The sequence below is a fragment of the Mesorhizobium sp. BR1-1-3 genome (assembly GCF_020165455.1).
Taxonomy (GTDB): Bacteria; Pseudomonadota; Alphaproteobacteria; order Rhizobiales; family Rhizobiaceae; genus Mesorhizobium; species Mesorhizobium ciceri.
Window position 1 is genome coordinate 129540 of sequence record NZ_JAIUIC010000013.1, and the last position, 17136, is coordinate 146675.

19 protein-coding genes are annotated in these 17136 nt (G+C 63.8%); 10 read left to right on the forward strand and 9 right to left on the reverse strand.

Translation table 11 applies throughout. From position 1 onward, the window contains the following. Positions 1–205: 205 nt before the first annotated feature. From LB559_RS25845 to LB559_RS25860, 4 genes are all read right to left on the reverse strand, one after another. Positions 206–1048: a tetratricopeptide repeat protein gene (locus LB559_RS25845; protein WP_013529652.1), complete on the reverse strand. Its 843-nt coding sequence runs from the start codon at positions 1046–1048 to the stop codon at positions 206–208. Between the two features lie 138 nt (positions 1049–1186). Continuing rightward, positions 1187–1465: a 30S ribosomal protein S21 gene (rpsU, locus tag LB559_RS25850; RefSeq protein WP_013529653.1), complete on the reverse strand. Its 279-nt coding sequence runs from the start codon at positions 1463–1465 to the stop codon at positions 1187–1189. A 177-nt stretch (positions 1466–1642) separates the two neighbouring features. Next, positions 1643–2029: an SET domain-containing protein gene (locus LB559_RS25855; RefSeq protein ID WP_063168976.1), complete on the reverse strand. Its 387-nt coding sequence runs from the start codon at positions 2027–2029 to the stop codon at positions 1643–1645. Between the two features lie 111 nt (positions 2030–2140). Next, positions 2141–2899: an SDR family oxidoreductase gene (locus tag LB559_RS25860; RefSeq protein ID WP_224675280.1), complete on the reverse strand. Its 759-nt coding sequence runs from the start codon at positions 2897–2899 to the stop codon at positions 2141–2143. Positions 2900–3168: 269 nt separating this feature from the next. On the opposite strand from LB559_RS25860, the gene LB559_RS25865 reads away from it, so the two are divergent. The 8 genes from LB559_RS25865 (at position 3169) to LB559_RS25900 (ending at position 11013) form a co-directional block, all read left to right on the forward strand. Then, entirely contained in the window at positions 3169–4422 is a 1254-nt protein-coding gene (locus tag LB559_RS25865; RefSeq protein ID WP_127259922.1) for a sarcosine oxidase subunit beta, read from the forward strand. After that, complete coding sequence (locus LB559_RS25870) at positions 4422–4862, forward strand: hypothetical protein (protein ID WP_224675281.1); 441 nt, start codon at positions 4422–4424, stop codon at positions 4860–4862. The genes LB559_RS25865 and LB559_RS25870 overlap by 1 nt, the downstream gene beginning before the upstream one ends. A gap of 10 nt (positions 4863–4872) precedes the next feature. After that, positions 4873–5169 (forward strand): sarcosine oxidase subunit delta, encoded by a 297-nt coding sequence (locus LB559_RS25875; RefSeq protein WP_013529658.1) that lies wholly within the window; start codon positions 4873–4875, stop codon positions 5167–5169. Beyond that, a complete protein-coding gene (locus LB559_RS25880; protein WP_224675282.1) occupies positions 5166–8162 on the forward strand; it encodes a sarcosine oxidase subunit alpha in 2997 nt (998 codons plus the stop codon). Before LB559_RS25875 ends, LB559_RS25880 begins: the two co-directional genes overlap by 4 nt. After that, complete coding sequence (locus LB559_RS25885) at positions 8155–8739, forward strand: sarcosine oxidase subunit gamma (protein WP_224675283.1); 585 nt, start codon at positions 8155–8157, stop codon at positions 8737–8739. The genes LB559_RS25880 and LB559_RS25885 overlap by 8 nt, the downstream gene beginning before the upstream one ends. Positions 8740–8799: 60 nt before the next feature. Then, the gene (locus LB559_RS25890) at positions 8800–9030 is read left to right on the forward strand and encodes a hypothetical protein (RefSeq protein WP_024502775.1); all 231 of its coding nucleotides are present in this window, start codon (positions 8800–8802) and stop codon (positions 9028–9030) included. A 77-nt stretch (positions 9031–9107) separates the two neighbouring features. After that, positions 9108–9893, forward strand: a complete 786-nt coding sequence (locus tag LB559_RS25895; RefSeq protein ID WP_224675284.1) for a ThuA domain-containing protein — start codon at positions 9108–9110, stop codon at positions 9891–9893. A 70-nt stretch (positions 9894–9963) separates the two neighbouring features. Further along, the gene (locus tag LB559_RS25900; RefSeq protein ID WP_224675285.1) at positions 9964–11013 is read left to right on the forward strand and encodes a Gfo/Idh/MocA family protein; all 1050 of its coding nucleotides are present in this window, start codon (positions 9964–9966) and stop codon (positions 11011–11013) included. A gap of 42 nt (positions 11014–11055) precedes the next feature. Here LB559_RS25900 and LB559_RS25905 read toward each other — a convergent pair whose 3' ends face one another. The 5 genes from LB559_RS25905 to LB559_RS25925 form a co-directional block, all read right to left on the reverse strand. Next, positions 11056–11304, reverse strand: coding sequence for a DUF680 domain-containing protein (locus LB559_RS25905; protein WP_013529664.1), 249 nt, complete (start codon positions 11302–11304; stop codon positions 11056–11058). A gap of 205 nt (positions 11305–11509) precedes the next feature. After that, entirely contained in the window at positions 11510–12154 is a 645-nt protein-coding gene (locus LB559_RS25910; protein ID WP_013529665.1) for a TetR/AcrR family transcriptional regulator, read from the reverse strand. Between the two features lie 165 nt (positions 12155–12319). Then, a complete protein-coding gene (locus tag LB559_RS25915; protein ID WP_224675286.1) occupies positions 12320–13351 on the reverse strand; it encodes a phosphotransferase family protein in 1032 nt (343 codons plus the stop codon). After that, entirely contained in the window at positions 13348–13833 is a 486-nt protein-coding gene (locus LB559_RS25920) for a MaoC family dehydratase (protein ID WP_263484965.1), read from the reverse strand. Before LB559_RS25920 ends, LB559_RS25915 begins: the two co-directional genes overlap by 4 nt. 39 nt (positions 13834–13872) lie before the next feature. Beyond that, positions 13873–14688 (reverse strand): SDR family oxidoreductase, encoded by an 816-nt coding sequence (locus LB559_RS25925; RefSeq protein WP_224675287.1) that lies wholly within the window; start codon positions 14686–14688, stop codon positions 13873–13875. Between the two features lie 113 nt (positions 14689–14801). On the opposite strand from LB559_RS25925, the gene LB559_RS25930 reads away from it, so the two are divergent. After that, complete coding sequence (locus LB559_RS25930; RefSeq protein WP_224675288.1) at positions 14802–16043, forward strand: acyl-CoA dehydrogenase family protein; 1242 nt, start codon at positions 14802–14804, stop codon at positions 16041–16043. 53 nt (positions 16044–16096) lie between these two features. Then, complete coding sequence (locus LB559_RS25935; RefSeq protein WP_064995599.1) at positions 16097–17134, forward strand: zinc-binding dehydrogenase; 1038 nt, start codon at positions 16097–16099, stop codon at positions 17132–17134. Positions 17135–17136: the final 2 nt, after the last annotated feature.

The window sequence follows — 17136 nt, forward strand, 5'->3', positions numbered from 1 at the left end:
GGGTCCTTTCGCAAATTGCTTTTCGATAACGGCTTGGGAGGCCAGACCGTTCCGCTGAAAACTTGGCGCGATCAAGGCAGGGGCCGAAAGCCTCCTGCCGGGGTTAATGCGCAGTTGCGAAGTGCGTCTTTTCGGACACGCCAAGAATCCCGCGGCACTTGGATGTCACGCGGCTTTGTATGGGAAGCGTTTGCCGAAACCGAGATCAGCTGACACGGGCGAGGCCATCCTTGGCCGGCTGGTAGGTCGGGTCGAGGCGAACGGCTTCCTTATAGGATTTCGCGGCTTTGGCCTTGTCACCGCGCCGCTCGTAGATCAGCGCCTGGTTGGCCCAGGCCTCGGCGTTCTTGCCGTCGAGCTTGATCGCCATGTTGAAATCGGAGAAGGCGTTGTCCTCGTCATTGGTTGCCAGATAGGAGAGGCCGCGGCCGTTGTAGGGCTCGGCGGCGTCCGGCGCCAGCGAGATGGCGGTCGAGAAATCCTCGATGGCGAATTTGTGCTGGCCCTGGCTCTGATAGATCAGGCCTCGATTGTGGTAGGCGCGCGCGTCGGTCGTATCGAGTTGGATCGCCTTCTGAAAGTCGTTGAAGGCGTCCTGGGTGCGACCCGCCTTGCGGTAGAGATTGCCGCGGCCGATATAGGCGGCGTCATAGTTCGAGTTGATCTGGATCGAACGGTTGTAGTCCGCGAGTGCGGCTTCCTGGTTGCCGAGGAAGCGCTGGATGAGCGCACGATTCGAATAGGCCTGGAAGAAATTCGGATTGAGCTGGATGGCTTGATTGAAATCCTTGAGCGCCGCCTGGTATTGGCCGCCACGGCCATAGGCCGAGCCGCGCACATTGTAGCCTTCGGGATCCTGGGGATTGCGCTGGATGACCGCCGACAGCGAGGAAATGTTCTCGCTCGAGCCTTGCGCCTTGTCGATGTTGTTGAATTCACCGGTCGGGCCCGCCGTTTGGCAGCCGGCAAGCGCCAGTCCGGAGAGCAGGGCCGCTGTCAGGGCGAAACCACGCAATGCGGTCCCGCGCTCCACGCTCGTTGCGTTCATGTCTGCCCTGTCCTCACTTCAAGCCGCGTCGTTCAGATCCGGCTCCCCCTCCGGACCGGTCACATCAAAACAAAAAGGTGGCGGCGATTCCACATCGCGCCACCTCTGATATCCTTCGAAAAGGACGAAAAATTGGCGTTAGAACCGCGGCGGACGCGGAGCGCCAGCTGCACCACCAGCGGCGCCGGCAGCAACAGGGCGCGGCGTCATCGGCAGCAGGCCTTCGCGCTGGGCGCGCTTGCGGGCCAGCTTGCGGGCGCGGCGAACGGCTTCAGCCTTTTCGCGGGCGCGCTTCTCGGACGGCTTCTCGTAGTGACCGCGCATCTTCATTTCGCGGAAAATGCCTTCGCGCTGCATCTTCTTCTTGAGAGCGCGAAGCGCCTGATCAACGTTATTGTCGCGGACGAGTACCTGCACGGGCAATCCTGTCTTTCGGGTTTGATATCAACAGGCAAGCGATCATAGCCGCTAGCCTCCGCGGCGGTTTACACCACGAATTGTGGCGGCTGATAGCAGAATCATGCCGCGCTGTCCACAGCGGAAATGAATTTGCGGTGTCAGCCGCAGTCTGTTTGCCTTGAGATAAGGAGCCGACTAGGCCGTCGCGAGGTGCAGCCGCTCGAAATCCTCGAAGAACTCGCCGTAGTCGCAGGTGATCTCCTCGCCCACGGCGATGTCGCGGGTCGCGGTGGCCCCGCCATATTGCGAAAAATCCGTATTCGGATTGCTGGAATGGTTCATGAAGCGGCCATTGTCGACTTCATAGACCATGAAACCTGGCCGGTCGGGGCTGGGATAGGCATAGCGGTCGAGCAGTTCCCTGAGATGCGGGGGGGCCGCTTCGTATTTGTCCATGGGGACCAGTCGGTCGAAATCCGGATCGAGCCGCCAGATCGAAGCCCCTTTCCTGATCGGCTCCGCAGCGAACACGCCGACGCCTTCGATCGCACTCGCAGTCACATAGGTTCTGATCAACAACATAGTTCCAGACCCCGCTTTTGGACAGAAACGGCATCGCCAAATCGCGGCGAAAAATCAAGACCGGCCGTCTGCCTGGCGGCTATGAACATGCATTCCGGACGCGAAAAGTCTTCACGTCCGGTTGATCGACACGCCGCCATCGGCAAACAGAGCGGCTCCGGTGGTAAAGCTCGAGGCATCGGAGGCGAGATAGAGCGCCGAGCGAGCGATCTCCTCCGGCATAGCGACACGCTTCAAAGCATGCAGGCCTTCGACGAAGGCCCGTGATTCCGGGGTCTTGAAGGTTGCCGCCGGCGTGTCTGTGCCGCCGGGCAGCAGCGCGTTGACCCGCACGCCTTTCGGGCCGTATTCGGCGGCCAGCACCTGTGTCAGTCCGATCAGGCCGGCCTTGCTTGCGGCATAACTGGTCATGCCTGGCATGCCGACTGTGTGGCCGACGAAGGTGGAGGTGAAGATCAGCGAACCACCGCCACGCTCGACCATTGCCGGCACCTGGTATTTGGCGCCGAGAAACGCGCTGGTGAGATTGGTGTCGAGCGTCTCGCGCCAGCCTTCCAGCGGCAATTCGGCTATCGGTCTCATCAGGCCGACAGCGCCGGCATTGTTGAAGGCGATGTCGAGCCCGCCGAATTTTTCGACCGCCAGATCGACAAGGGCCTTTGCGTAGGCTTCGTCGCGGACATCGCCGGCAAGCGCGATGGCGATGCCATCGGCATCCGCGATTTCGGCGACAAGCGCGTCGAGCTCGGCCTGGCGGCGGGCGGCGACGATGACCTTGGCGCCTTCCTCGGCAAAGAGTTTTGCCGTGGCGCGGCCGATGCCGGAACTGGCGCCGGTGACGATGGCGACCTTGTTGGCGAGTGCGAACATTTTTGCATCCTTTTCTTCGCGCCGGCTTGACCGGCAGTTGGGATGCTTGGTCGCAGATCGAGGCAAAGCGAGCCACCCGATACTCGCCAAGATGCTGGAAAGCGCCGACGCGCCGGATGCGTCTTTTTCACCACGGCGCAAAACGGCAAGCGCCGTCGCAAACAGCGCAAGGGTGGAAGCGCTGTTTCGCTAGTGATACACCTCGCGCGCCGGGACCGAATGAACGCCGGCCGCCATTCGCGAAGCCTTTTTGGGGCGAGGTTGGGACGTTGAAGAAATATTCGGTATTCGCCATCGCCCGTGAAGCCATGCGCGGTCACAAGGGCTGGGAAGAACAGTGGTCCTCGCCTGAGCCCAGGAAAGAATACGACGTCATCATCGTCGGCGCCGGCGGCCATGGCCTGGCCACCGCCTATTACCTCGCCACGGTTCACGGCATCACCAATGTCGCGGTGCTGGAAAAGGGCTGGCTCGGCGGCGGCAACACAGGCCGCAACACCACCATCATCCGCTCCAACTATCTCTATGACGAGAGCGCCGGCATCTACGACCATGCGCTGAAGCTGTGGGATGGGCTGAGCCAGGAGCTCAACTACAACGTCATGTATTCGGCGCGCGGCGTCATGATGCTCGCGCACAATGTGCACGACGTGCAGGTGCTGAAGCGCCACGTGCACGCCAACCGGCTGAACGGTATCGACAATGAGTGGCTGACGCCGGAGCAGGCGAAGGAATTCTGCCCGCCGCTCAACACCTCCAAAGACGCGCGCTATCCGGTGGTCGGTGCGGCGCTGCAGCGGCGCGGCGGCACGGCGCGCCACGATGCGGTTGCCTGGGGCTATGCGCGCGGCGCCTCGGCGCGCGGCGTGCACATCATCCAGAATTGCGAGGTCACCGGGGTCAAGCGGGCGCCCAATGGCGCGGTCATGGGCGTCGACACGACACGCGGCTTCATTGGCGCCAAGAAGGTCGGCGTCGTTGCCGCCGGCCATTCCTCCGTCATCATGAATATGGCCGGCGTGCGCATGCCGCTGGAAAGCTATCCGCTGCAGGCGCTGGTGTCGGAACCGGTCAAGCCGGTGGTGCCCTGCGTGGTCATGTCGAACACGGTGCACGCCTATATCTCGCAGTCCGACAAGGGCGAGCTGGTGATCGGCGCCGGCACCGACCAGTATGTCTCCTATTCGCAGACCGGCGGCCTGCACATATTGCAGCACACGCTGGACGCCATCTGCGAGATGTTCCCGATCTTCACGCGCATGAAGATGCTGCGCTCGTGGGGCGGCATCGTCGACGTCACGCCCGACCGCTCGCCGATCCTGGCCAAGACGCCGGTGCCCGGCCTCTATGTCAATTGCGGCTGGGGCACCGGCGGCTTCAAGGCGACGCCGGGCTCGGGCCATGTCTTTGCCCACACCATCGCCAAAGACGATCCGCATCCGATCAACGCGCCCTTCACCATCGAGCGCTTCCGCACCGGCCGGCTCATCGACGAGGCGGCGGCGGCGGCGGTGGCGCACTGATGATGGCTGGGATGGCTGTCGCGATGCCGCTGATTCTGGCGGGGGAACACGTGCTGGCGGGGGAACGGGGCATGTTCCATTTTCCGTCGGCTGACGAAGTGCGCACGCAACCGATCAGCCGCACCGGCAACGAGACCGTCTGGCCGTTTTCGGTCGACGACGGCACGCTGGCCTGCGTCTGGAGCGGCGGCCAGCGGGTGGTGATGTTCTTCGAGAGACGTCCCGAAGGGCTTGACGAAGACGAGACATTCCAGCCGCGTCAAGTCATCGTCACCACCGATCCGATGCAACTCACTCTCGGCAACATGGCGTCGCGCGATCTGTTTCGTCCCGCTGCAAGCGTGGAGGAACGCATCCGGCTCGTCGCGCCGTTCGCGACCCTGGGACAGAAGCTTTGCGATCAACCGGCGGGCGCCCGCGTCGGCCACGGCGAATTGTAGGAACGAACAAATGCTTCTCATCCGCTGCCCCTATTGCGAGGAAGAGCGTCCGGAACTCGAGTTTCGCAACGCCGGCGAGGCGCATATCGCGCGCTCGGCCAATATGGCCGGCGAGAGCGACGACGATTTCGAAAAGTTCTTTTTCATCCGCTCCAACCCCAAGGGCATCATCTATGAGCGGTGGCGGCACATGCATGGCTGCGCGCGCTTCTTCAACGCCGTGCGCGACACCGTCACCGACAGGTTCGTCATGACCTACAAGGCCGGCGAACCCAAACCCTCCAAGCTGCCGGGAGTTGGCAAATGAGCGGCGCGTCGTACCGCATTTCCGGCGCCGGCCGCTTCAGCCAAGCCAAGACCGCGCGTTTCAGCTTCGATGGCCAGTCCTATGCCGGCATCGAGGGCGACACGCTGGCCTCGGCGCTGCTCGCCAATGGCGTCCATCTGGTCGGCCGTTCGTTCAAGTACCACCGTCCGCGCGGCATCCTGTCGGCGGGCGCCGAGGAGCCGAACGCGCTGGTCGAAATCAGGCGCGACGCGGCACGCAAGACGCCGAACGTGCGCGCGACCGTGCAGGAACTTTATGACGGGCTCGAGGCGCAGTCGCAGAACCGCTGGCCGTCGCTGTCCTTCGACGTCGGTGCGGTCAACGACATCGCGTCGCCGATGTTTTCGGCCGGCTTCTACTACAAGACCTTCATGTGGCCGAAGGCGGCATGGAAGAGCCTGTACGAGCCAAAGATCCGCGCCGCGGCCGGTCTTGGCGTTTCCCCGGACCAGCCCGATCCCGACCATTATTCGTCACGCTATGCGCATTGCGACGTGCTGGTGCTGGGCGGCGGTGCGGCGGGCATCGCTGCGGCATTGGCAGCGGCGGAGACCGGCGTGCGCGTCATCCTCGCCGACGAGCAGGCCGAGTTCGGCGGCAGCCTGCGTTTCGAGAGCGGCGCGAAAATCGACGGCCAGGACGGTTTCGCCTGGGCGCAAGCTGCGGTGGCGAAGCTCGCCGCGATGGACAATGTCCGCGTGCTCCCGCGCACGACGGCGTTCGGTTATTATGCGCAGAATTTCGTCGGCCTGGTCGAGCGTGTTAGCGATCATCTGAAGGCTCCTGGCCACGATCTGGCGCGCGAGCGGCTGTGGCAGGTCAGGGCCAAGCGCGTGGTGCTGGCCTCGGGCGCCATCGAGCGCCATATGGTGTTTGCCGACAACGACCGCCCGGGCATCATGCTGGCGGGTGCCGCGCGCACCTATCTCAACCACTATGGCGTCGCGGTCGGCAGGAATGTCGGCGTCTACACCGCCAATGATTCCGCCTATGCAGCGGCGATCGACCTGAAGAAGGCCGGCGTCAACGTGGCGGCGATCGTCGATTTGCGCGACAATCCGACCGGACCGGTGATCGACGAGGCGAGGGCGCTCGGCATCGAGGTCAATTTCGGCCGCGCGGTGATCCGCGCCGGCGGCAAGCTGCGCGTTTCCTCGATGACGGTGCAGCCGAAGAATGGCGGCGGCGAACGCACCATTCCAGTCGACGCGATCCTGATGTCGGCCGGCTGGACGCCGTCGGTGCATCTGTTCTCGCAGTCGCGCGGCAAGGTCGCCTTCAACGACGAGACCAAGCGCTTCGTGCCGGGCACCTATGCGCAGGATTGTGTCTCTGTCGGCGCCTGCAATGGTACCGACGGCCTATCGGCGACGGTCGACGAGGCCTATGCCGCGGGCGCCAAAGCGGCCAGGGATGCGGGCGCGAAAACCGCCAAGGGTACGAAGCCGAAGGTCGACACCTCCGAGAGCTGGTCGCGCGGCATGCTGGGTGCGGCTCCTGGCGCCGGGCCGGACACCACGGTGAAGGCGTTTGTCGACTTCCAGAACGACGTCACCGCCAAGGATATCCGCCAGGCGGTGCACGAAGGCATGCGCTCGATCGAGCACGTCAAGCGCTTCACCACCAACGGCATGGCCACCGATCAGGGCAAGACCTCCAACATGCACGGCCTGGCGATTGCCGCCGAGATGCTGGGAAAGCCGATCCCGGAGGTCGGCCTGACCACGTTCCGGGCGCCCTATACGCCGGTGACCTTCGGCACGATCGTCAGCCATGCGCGCGGGCCGCTGTTCGATCCGACGCGTAAAACGGCGATCCATCCCTGGGCCGAGGCGCAAGGCGCGGTGTTCGAGGACGTCGGCCAGTGGAAGCGCGCCTGGTATTTCCCCAAGGCGGGCGAGGACATGCACGCCGCGGTCGACCGCGAATGCGTCGCCGTGCGCAAGACGGCCGGCCTGTTCGATGCCTCGACGCTCGGCAAGATCGAAGTGGTCGGGCCGGATGCGGCCAAGTTCATGGAACTGCTCTACACCAACCCATGGGAGAAGCTGGAACCCGGCCGCTGCCGCTACGGCATCATGCTGCGCGAGGATGGCTTCATCTATGATGACGGCGTCGTCGGCAGGCTGGCGCCCGACCGCTTCCATGTGACGACGACGACCGGCGGTGCGCCGCGCGTCATGAACCATATGGAGGACTATCTCCAGACCGAGTTCCCGCATCTCAATGTCTGGCTGACCTCGATCACCGAGCAGTGGGCGGTCATCGCCGTGCAGGGACCCAAGTCGCGCGACATCATCGCGCCGCTGGTCGAAGGCATCGACATGTCGGACGAGGCGCTGCCGCACATGTCGGTGCGCGAAGGCAAGATCTGCGGCGTGCCGACGCGGCTGTTCCGCATGTCGTTCACCGGCGAGCGCGGGTTCGAGGTCAATGTGCCGGCCGATTATGGCCAGACGGTCTGGGAAGCGCTGTGGGCCGAAGGCCAGAAGCATGGTGCGGCTGCTTATGGCACCGAGGCGATGCACGTGCTGCGCGCCGAAAAGGGCTACATCATCGTCGGCCAGGACACCGATGGCACGGTAACGCCGAACGACGCCGGCCTCGACTGGGCGGTCGGCAAGAAGAAGACCGATTTCGTCGGCATCCGCGGCCTGACTCGGCCGGACCTTGTCGCCAAGGGCCGCAAGCAGTTGGTGGGCCTCAAGACCAAAGATCCCAAGGTGGTGCTCGAAGAAGGCGCGCAGATCGTCGAGGATCCGAAGCAGGCGATCCCGATGAAGATGATCGGCCATGTCACTTCGAGCTACTGGTCGGAAAATTGCGGCCGCTCGATCGCGCTGGCGCTGGTCGCCGGCGGCCGCGACCGGATGGGCGACACGCTCTACGTGCCGATGCCGAACGGGGTGATCGAAGTGGAGGTTACCGGCATGGTGTTCTTCGACGAGACGGGAGGGCGCCTCAATGGCTAAGGCCGCTGCAAGGAAGACGGCTCCGGCTGCATCGCCTTCGGTCGAGCGCCGTCCGGCGCTGGCTGGACGCAGCACCACTGCTGCCGCCGTCAAGGTCGAGGTGCTGCCGCCGGCCAAGCGCATTTCGCTGCGTGCGCCGGAGGCTTCGGCCGCAGCGCTTTCGAAGGCGCTCGGCGTGACCTTGCCGAAAAAGCCGAAGACATCCGCCTCGAAGGGTGGGCGCATCGCTCTGTGGCTCGGCCCCGACGAATGGCTTGTCATCGATGAGGCCGGCAACGATCCGCTCGCCGATTGCGCCAAAATATCCGCGCCGCATTCGGCGGTTGGCGTCTCGCATCGCAACATCGCGATATCAGTGACGGGCACTGGGGCAGCGGCGACGATCAATGCGGGCTGCCCGCAAGACCTGTCGCTCGACGCGTTCCCGGTTGGAGCGGCGTCGCGCACCATCCTGGGCAAGACCGAGATCGTGCTGTTGCGCACAGCCGCCGATGCCTTCCGGGTCGAATGCTGGCGTTCCTTCTCGGACTATGTCTTTACTTTCCTGTCCGAGGGATCGCGCGACGCGGCGGTCTGAACTCGGAACGTTTTGCAGGGCACGCTCGTTCTGCATCCGCACGCCGAGGGAGAAATGCCGATGCCGTCGAATTCCGCGCCGAAGTCGCCGGTCAAAAAGACATCGGCCGTCCGCTCGCTCGAACATGAGCGACATGAAGCCCCGAGCGCCGAAGAGGAACTCGAGGAAGGCCTTGAAGACACGTTCCCGGCCAGCGATCCGGTATCCATTACCGGAACCGCCATCCCCGGCGCACCGGCGAAACCGGGCAAGGCCAAGACCGTGCCGGGGCGCAAGAAGCGCAAGACCTAGTATTCCATCGGGCCAGATCGCATCGGACCTTCTCAATCTCCTTGGGCGTGCTATTTAAAGCGCTTTGGGAGATGAAAATGCCGACAAAAGCGATCGTTTGGGGCGAGAATGTCCACGAGCAGACCAATGAAGCCGTGCGCGAACTCTATCCCTTGGGGATGCACGGCACCATCGCCGCCGCGCTCAACCAGGACAAGGGCATCGAGGCGACCACCGCCACCTTGCAGGAGCCCGAGCACGGCCTGAGCGAAAAGCGCCTGGCGGCCACCGACGTGCTTTTGTGGTGGGGCCACGCGGCGCATGGCGAGGTCAAGGACGAGATCGTCGAGCGGGTGCAGAAGCGAGTGTGGGAAGGGATGGGCCTGATCGTGCTCCATTCCGGTCACTACTCGAAGATATTCAAGCGGCTGATGGGCACGCCATGTTCGCTGAAATGGCGCGAGGCGGGCGAGCGCGAGCGCGTCTGGGCGATCAACCGCGGCCACCCGATCGCGCAAGGCATTGGCGAGTGCCTGGAGATCGGCGAGACCGAAATGTATGGCGAGCCGTTCGCGGTGCCGGAGCCGCTGGAGACGGTGTTCGTCTCCTGGTACGAGGGCGGCGAGGTGTTCCGGTCCGGGCTGACGTACCAGCGCGGCGCGGGACGGATCTTCTACTTCTCGCCCGGCCACGAGACCTATCCGATCTATCACAATGAGGGCGTGCAGCAGGTGCTGCGCAACGCCGTCCATTGGGCGCACAATCCGGCCCCGGCCTGGTCCGGCATCACCAATGCGCCGAACGTGCCGACGGATGCGGCCAAGGAGAAGATCGTGCAGAAGGGGCTGCGCCTGCATGCCGATGGCGACAAGGGCCTGAGCTGATCGGGGCGGCCTGAGCTGATCGGGGCCTGAGTTGCCCAAGGCGTGAGTTGATTTTGGGGGCTTGGGGCTAATGCATCGAATTCTTCTGCTCGGCACCGGCGGTATCGCCGGGCATCATGTCGAGGAGTTTGCCGGGATTCCCGGCTGCAGCATCGTCGCCTGTGTCGACCAGGTGCCCGGTCGCGCTGCGGCGTTCGCCGCGGCCAGCGAGATCGGCGATTCTTTCGAGAGCCTGGAGGCGGCGATCGCCTGGGGCCAGTTCGATGCCGCCATCAACGCGACGCCGGATGGTGCGCATAGGGCGACGACGCTGGCGCTGCTCGGCGTGGGAAAACATGTGTTTTGCGAAAAGCCGCTGGCGCCGAATCATGCCGACGCACTTGCTATGACCGAAGCGGCCGAGGCTGCCGGGGTGATCAACATGGTCAACCTTACCTATCGCAACTCACCGGCGATCCACGAGGCGCGGCGCATGGTTCAGGCCGGCGCGATCGGCGCGTTGCGCCATGTCGAGGCGAGCTACCGGCAAAGCTGGCTGGTCAGCAAATCATGGGGTGACTGGCGGGTCGAGGACAAATGGCTGTGGCGCTTGTCCAGCCGGCACGGTTCGACCGGCGTGCTGGGCGATGTCGGCATCCATATCCTGGATTTCGCCACCTATGGCGCCGGCCAGGATATCGTCAGCCTGCATGCCGATCTGGTGACGTTTCCGAAGGCCGAGGGCGAGCGCATCGGCGACTATGTGCTGGACGCCAATGACAGCGTGGCAATGACGGCGCGGCTCGAGTGCGGCGCGCTCGCCACGATCGTGGCGAGCCGCTACATGACCGGTCACGCCAACGATTTGTCGCTGGCCCTGCACGGCACCCAGGGCGCCATCAAGGTCGAGACCGACGGCAAGGCATCGAGCCTCTCGGACTGCCTCGGCGGGGATGTCGATCTTCAGCGCTGGCGGACTTTGGATCTGCCCAGTGTCAAGCACAATGCGCGACGCTTTGCCGATGCGCTGGATGCAGGCCGGAATGGCGATCCGTCGTTCCGGCGCGCCGCCGACATGCAGAAGCTGATCGACGCAGCCTTTGAGAGTTCAGCGGCGAAGCTGCCGATTTCGGTCGCTTGAAGCTGGCCGGCTTGTGCCGGCCAGACGTGATCTTTGCTGATATCAGAATGCGCTCGGCACAATCCACGGATTGATGCTGATGCCGAGCCGCGGGCCCTTGCCTTCAGCGGTGTTTTCCGTGGCCCCCTTCTTCTCGACCGAACCGGTCGAAGCGCAATCGAGCTTCAGGTTGGTCTTGGTGTCAACGCAGGCCGCCACCGGCGCATGCTTGACCGGATGGGTGGTGTTGGCGGCGAAAGCCGAGCCCGAAAGTGCCAGCACGGCGGCGAGGGTGAGGAGTGTCTTTTTCATTGTCAGTCTCCGGTTTCCGGGTCGAATTCAATTCGTACCGACGGGTGAATTTTTTTCGTACATGTACGATACGCTGTACATATACGCCGTCGATTAGGAATTCAAGGGAAAACCGTACGCGTACGATAAATTTTTCGTTAACCAAGAATCCCCCCAGGGTTTGGCTGGAGCGGAGAGAAGATATGGAAATGAAAGGGAACGGCGTTCAGCAGTTGACCGGTGTCTCGGTCAATGGCGGGACGTTTTGCGTGCTGAGCGTGGCGAGCGTGAAATCGCACATCCGCTTCACGAAGGCCTGCGGGTCGCCGAAGGGGTAGAATGGAAAGGTGATGAGCAGCGAGATCGTGCCGTGGCCGACCGCCCACAGCATGGTAGCGATGGCGCGCGGATCGCCCTGCAATTTTCCGGCGGCAACGCAGGCCTCGACCCGGCTGATCAGCGCCTTCATCGCCGGGTTGCTCTCTTCCATGTCGTCGTAGCTCCTGCCTTCCGGCAGCTTGGTCTTTTCGGTCATGAATACGGTGCGGTATTCGTTGGGATTGCCGAGCCCGAAGGCGGCATATTCCGTCATCACCGCCTGCAAGGCTGCGATCGGATCATCGGACGGATGCTCCTCGATGCGGCGAGCAAGCGTCTCGAATGCGTCCTCGGCCAGAGCGAACAGGATGTCCTGCTTGTCGGCGAAGTAGGAATAAACGGACATCGGGGCGTAGCCGACCCGCTTGGCCAGCTTGCGGATGGTCAGGCCCTCATAGCCCTCTTCCTGGACAAGCTTATGCGCGGCCTCGAGCAATTCGGAGCGCAGTTCTGCTTTTTGTTTCTCGCGGCGTGTCTGGACGCTCTGCGGCAAGATCTGGTGCCTTCGGTTGGGTTGGTGGCTGGCTAAATTATATACGCTGTACGGAAACGGACAAGGGCACGGGAAGTTCCCAAACGGTATGCTTCGGATCGTGCCGACGCTTGTCGTAATTTGGCAGCCCCGTGATCAGCACCGTTCCTCTCTCGAAATGGCCCATCACGCCTCCCTGTCGATCAGTTCTGCGGCAAGACACGAAAGCAGTTTCACCGCCTCGCCATAGGTTTTCGCCTTCTCGGGATTGGAGGCGTTGCCGTCCAGCGCCCGCTTGAAGACGCCCTGGCAGATGGCAGCCAGCCGGAAGAAGGAAAAGGCGAGGAAGAACGTCCAGTTGCCGATACCGGTGAGCCCGCGCCGCCGGCAGTAGGCGGCGACGTAGTCCTCTTCGGAAGGCAGGCCGAGTGCGGAACGATCGATACCGCCCAGGCCGCGAAAGCCGGAAGCGTGCGGCAGCCGCCATTGCATGCATTGATAGGCGATATCGGCGAAGGGGTGGCCTGATGTCGAAAGTTCCCAGTCGAGCACTGCCAGAACCGTTGGCCGGTCCGGCGCGAAGATCAGATTGTCCAGCCGGTAGTCGCCATGGACCAGTGAGATCCGGCCGTCATCTACGGGCATATGCGTTTCCAACCAGGCAATCAGCCGGTCCATGTCGGCGACGGTGCCGGTTTCCGAGGCACGGTACTGGCTCGTCCAGCGCGCCAGTTGGCGCTCGAAATAATTGCCCGGCCGGCCGAAATCGCCGAGCCCCACAGTCTCGACATCGACCTCGTGCAGGGCGGCGAGGGTGTCGTTCATGGCATCGTAGATGGCGGCGCGTTCATCATTGTCGCCAGCCTCCGGCAGGGCCGGATCCCAGAAAATGCGGCCGTCGAGGAAATCCATCACGTAGAACATGCGGCCGATGGGCGAGCCTTCCGCCGACAGGTGCAGCATGGCAGGCACAGGCACGGCGGTGCCGGCAAGCGCGCTCATCACCCTGAATTCGCGGTCGACCTGGTGCGCCGATTTCAGCAATTGCCCCGGCGGCTTGGCGCGCAGCACGTAACGGCCGCTTGCCGCCGTCAAAAGGTAGGTCGGGTTCGATTGGCCGGATTTGAACTTCTCGACTGCAGCAAGCCCGGAAAAGCCCGGTATGTTCGCCTCGAGGTAAGGCGCAAGCACTGCCTGGTCGAGAACGGGATCACTCATGCCGTCTCGGGCTGGCGTTCGATCAAGGTCAGCGTCAGCCAGCGCGCGGTCAGTGCCGGCTTCTTCGAACCCTCGATCTCGATCGTCACGTCGTGCGCGGTCTGCACCCAGCCCGACGGCCTGACCTTGACGTCGGCCAGCACGAAACGGGTGCGGATGCGCGCGCCGGTTTTCACCGGCGCCAGGAAGCGCAGCGAATCGAAGCCGTGGTTGACGCCCATCTTGCCGTTTTCCAGCGGCGGCATGGTCTCGAAGGTCATCGCCGACAACAGCGACAGCGACAGGAAGCCGTGCGCGATGGTGCCGCCGAACGGCGTTTCACGCATCGCCCGCTCCGGATCGCAGTGGATGAACTGATGGTCGTCCGTGGCGTCGGCGAACTGATCGATCATGCGTTGCGTGACCACCCGCCACGGCGACACGCCGACCTCCTTGCCGACACTGGCCAGAAGCACATCGAGACTGATCGGTTCCACGCTCATGTCCTCCAGTTCACCCCCGGCTTCTGTGGCCGGAAAATGTCATTCCTTGAACAAGGTCAGCCCATGCTGCACCGACTGTCCGCCGTCGATCGGCAGGATGGCGCCAGTGACATAGCTGCCTGCACGGCTGCACAAATAGAGCGTTGCGCCGGCAATGTCATCCGGTGCGCCGATACGGCCGATCGGAACATGGCTGCCGACGTGCCTGGCCTGTTCCTCTGTGGCGGTGGCAAATGCCGTCATCCGGCTCTGGAAGGGGCCGGGGGCAAAGGCGTTGACGGTGATGCGGCGGGCGGCGAACTCGAGCGCCAGTGTGCGCGTCAGATGATGAACCGCAGCCTTCGAGGCGGTGTAGGAATAGGCGTCGTCGGCCAGCGGCTGCGTGCCCATTACCGAACCGAGGTTGATCACCCTGGCCGGATCGGCGTCGCTGGCGGCGGCATCGAGCAGCGGCAGCAATTCGCGCGTCAGGTGGAAGACCGCGGTGACGTTGACGCCAAACACCTTGGCCCATGCCGAATAGGGGAAGCTTTCCAGCGGCGCGCCCCAGGAGACGCCGGCGTTGTTGACCAGAATGTTCAGCCGTTCGATGCGCGATTTGACCTCGGCCACGAGTGCGGCGATGCCGGCTTCGCTGGAAACGTCGCCGACGAAGCCGTCGGCCCGGCCCGGTGCACCAAGCTGGTTCAACTCTTCGGCGACCTTGATACAATCCTCGCCCTTGCGCGACGCGATCATCACGCTGGCGCCGGCCTTGACCAGCGCGGTCGCCGCCATGCGGCCGATGCCGGTCGCCGCACCCGTCACCAGTGCGGTCTTGCCGGCCACCGAAAACAGTTCGTTTAGATAGCTCATCACAATCCTCCGCGCTCGGCATGCGGGCAAACAGTTCGTTGACAAGGCTATCCGAAGTACGGTCATCCTTGCCACTGACAAAATGCCTGGCGTGTATGAAGGGTTAGCGACCGATGACGGAGATGAATCTCGGCATGACCGAGCGGCTGAAGCCAATCCACGCGCGCGTCGCGGCCATGGTGCGCGACGAGATCATGCCGCTCGACCATGAATTCCTCAGCGAAGTGGGCAAGGCAGGCAACCGCTGGGTCTACAGTGCGCGTCAGAGCGAGATCCTCGAAGGGCTGAAGAAGACCGCAAGAGAGCGCGGCCTGTGGAATTTCTGGCTGACCGGCTCGGAACGCGGCTATGGCCTTTCCACCGTCGAATACGCCTATCTGGCCGAAGAGATGGGCAAGGCGCATCTCGGCGCCGAGACCTTCAACTGCTCGGCGCCCGACACCGGCAACATGGAGGTGCTGGAGCGACACGGCTCGACCGACCACAAGAAAGCATGGCTGGAACCGCTGCTCGACGGCAATATCCGCTCGGCCTATCTGATGACCGAGCCGGATGTCGCTTCATCCGATGCCACCAACATTGCCATGCGCTGTGAACGCCACGGCGGCGACTATGTGCTCAATGGCGAGAAATGGTGGGCTTCGGGCGCCGGCGATCCGCGCTGCGCCATCTACATCGTCATGGTCAGGACCGGGGGCGATGACGAGCCGCAGCACCGCCGCCATTCGATGATCCTGGTGCCATCAGACACCAAAGGCGTGACCAAGGTGCGGGCCATGCAGGTCTATGGCGATGACGACGCGCCGCATGGCCACATGCATCTTCGCTTCGACAATGTGCGCGTACCGGCGTCGAACCTGATCCTCGGCGAGGGCAGGGGGTTCGAGATCGCGCAAGGGCGGCTCGGTCCCGGCCGCATCCACCACTGCATGCGCGCCATCGGACAGGCCGAGATGGCGCTCGAGATGCTGTGCCAGCGTTCCGTGCGCCGCGAGGCCTTCGGCCAGAAGCTGGCAAAGCTCGGCGCCAATTTCGACATCATCGCCGAATGCCGCATGGAGATCGAGATGGCGCGGCTGCTCTGCCTCAAGGCGGCGTGGATGATCGACCAGGGCGATGCGCGGGCTGCTGCTCCCTGGATCAGCCAGATCAAGGTGATCGCACCGCGCGTCGCGCTCAAGGTAACCGACGAGGCGGTGCAGATGTTCGGCGCGCAAGGCATCAGCCAGGACACACCGCTGGCGCGGTCGTGGACGCATCTGCGGACCTTGCGCCTTGCCGACGGGCCGGACGCCGTGCATCGCCGTCAGGTGGCGCGGACGGAGTTGAGGAAATACACGCAGGAGAAGGTCTGAGCGCCGGCATCGTCATGCGGGCGCGACCCGAGGCTCGAGCGAGGAGTGTTCCGATGACCGTCCCATCCGAAATGAAGGCGCTGCTGCTTGTCGGCGATGGCTACACCAGGACGCGGAGCGGCAGTGTGCTGGAGGCGATGGAGCCCTATCTCGAGCCGGGCAGCATCGCGGTGCCGACACCGGGCCCCAGCCAGGTGCTGATCAAGGTCAGCCTCGCCTCGATCAATCCGTCCGATGTCGCCTTCGTCAAGGGCCAGTACGGCCAGCCGCGCGCCAAGGGCCAGCCGGCCGGTTTCGAGGGTGTCGGCATTGTCGTCGCCAGCGGGGACGAGCCCTATCCCAAAAGCCTGATCGGCAAGCGCGTGGCCTTTGCCACCGGCGTCACCAACTGGGGCTCGTGGGCCGACTATGCCGTCGCCGAGGCGGCTGCCTGCATCCCGCTGCTCGACACCGTTCGCGACGAGGACGGTGCGGCGATGATCGTCAACCCGCTCACGGCGCTCGCCATGTTCGACATCGTCAAGGAGGAAGGCGAGAAGGCCTTCGTCATGACCGCCGGCGCCAGCCAGCTCTGCAAGCTGATCATCGGCCTGGCCAGCGAAGAGGGTTTCCGGCCGATCGTCACCGTGCGCCGCGACGACCAGATCGCGGCTCTGAATGCGCTTGGCGCGGCGCACGTGCTCAATGAAAGGGCGCCGGATTTCAAGGCGGCGCTGCGCGAGGTGATGAAGGCCGAACAGCCGCGCATCTTCCTTGACGCGGTAACCGGGCCGCTTGCCTCCGCCATCTTCGACGTCATGCCGAAGCGGTCGCGCTGGATCATCTATGGGCGGCTCGATCCCGAAGCCACCGTTATCCGCGAGCCCGGCCAACTGATCTTCCAGCACAAGCATATCGAAGGGTTTTGGCTGAGTGAGTGGATGCGCCAGTTCCGCGACCGTCGCGGCCCGGCGATCCTGGAAGCGCAGAAGCGTTTTTCCGATGGGCGCTGGTCGACCGACGTGACGGCGGTGGTGCCGCTTGCCGAAGCAATGGCGCGGCTGCCAGCCGAACTGGCCAAGCCCAACGGCAAGGTGTTCATCAAGCCTTGAAC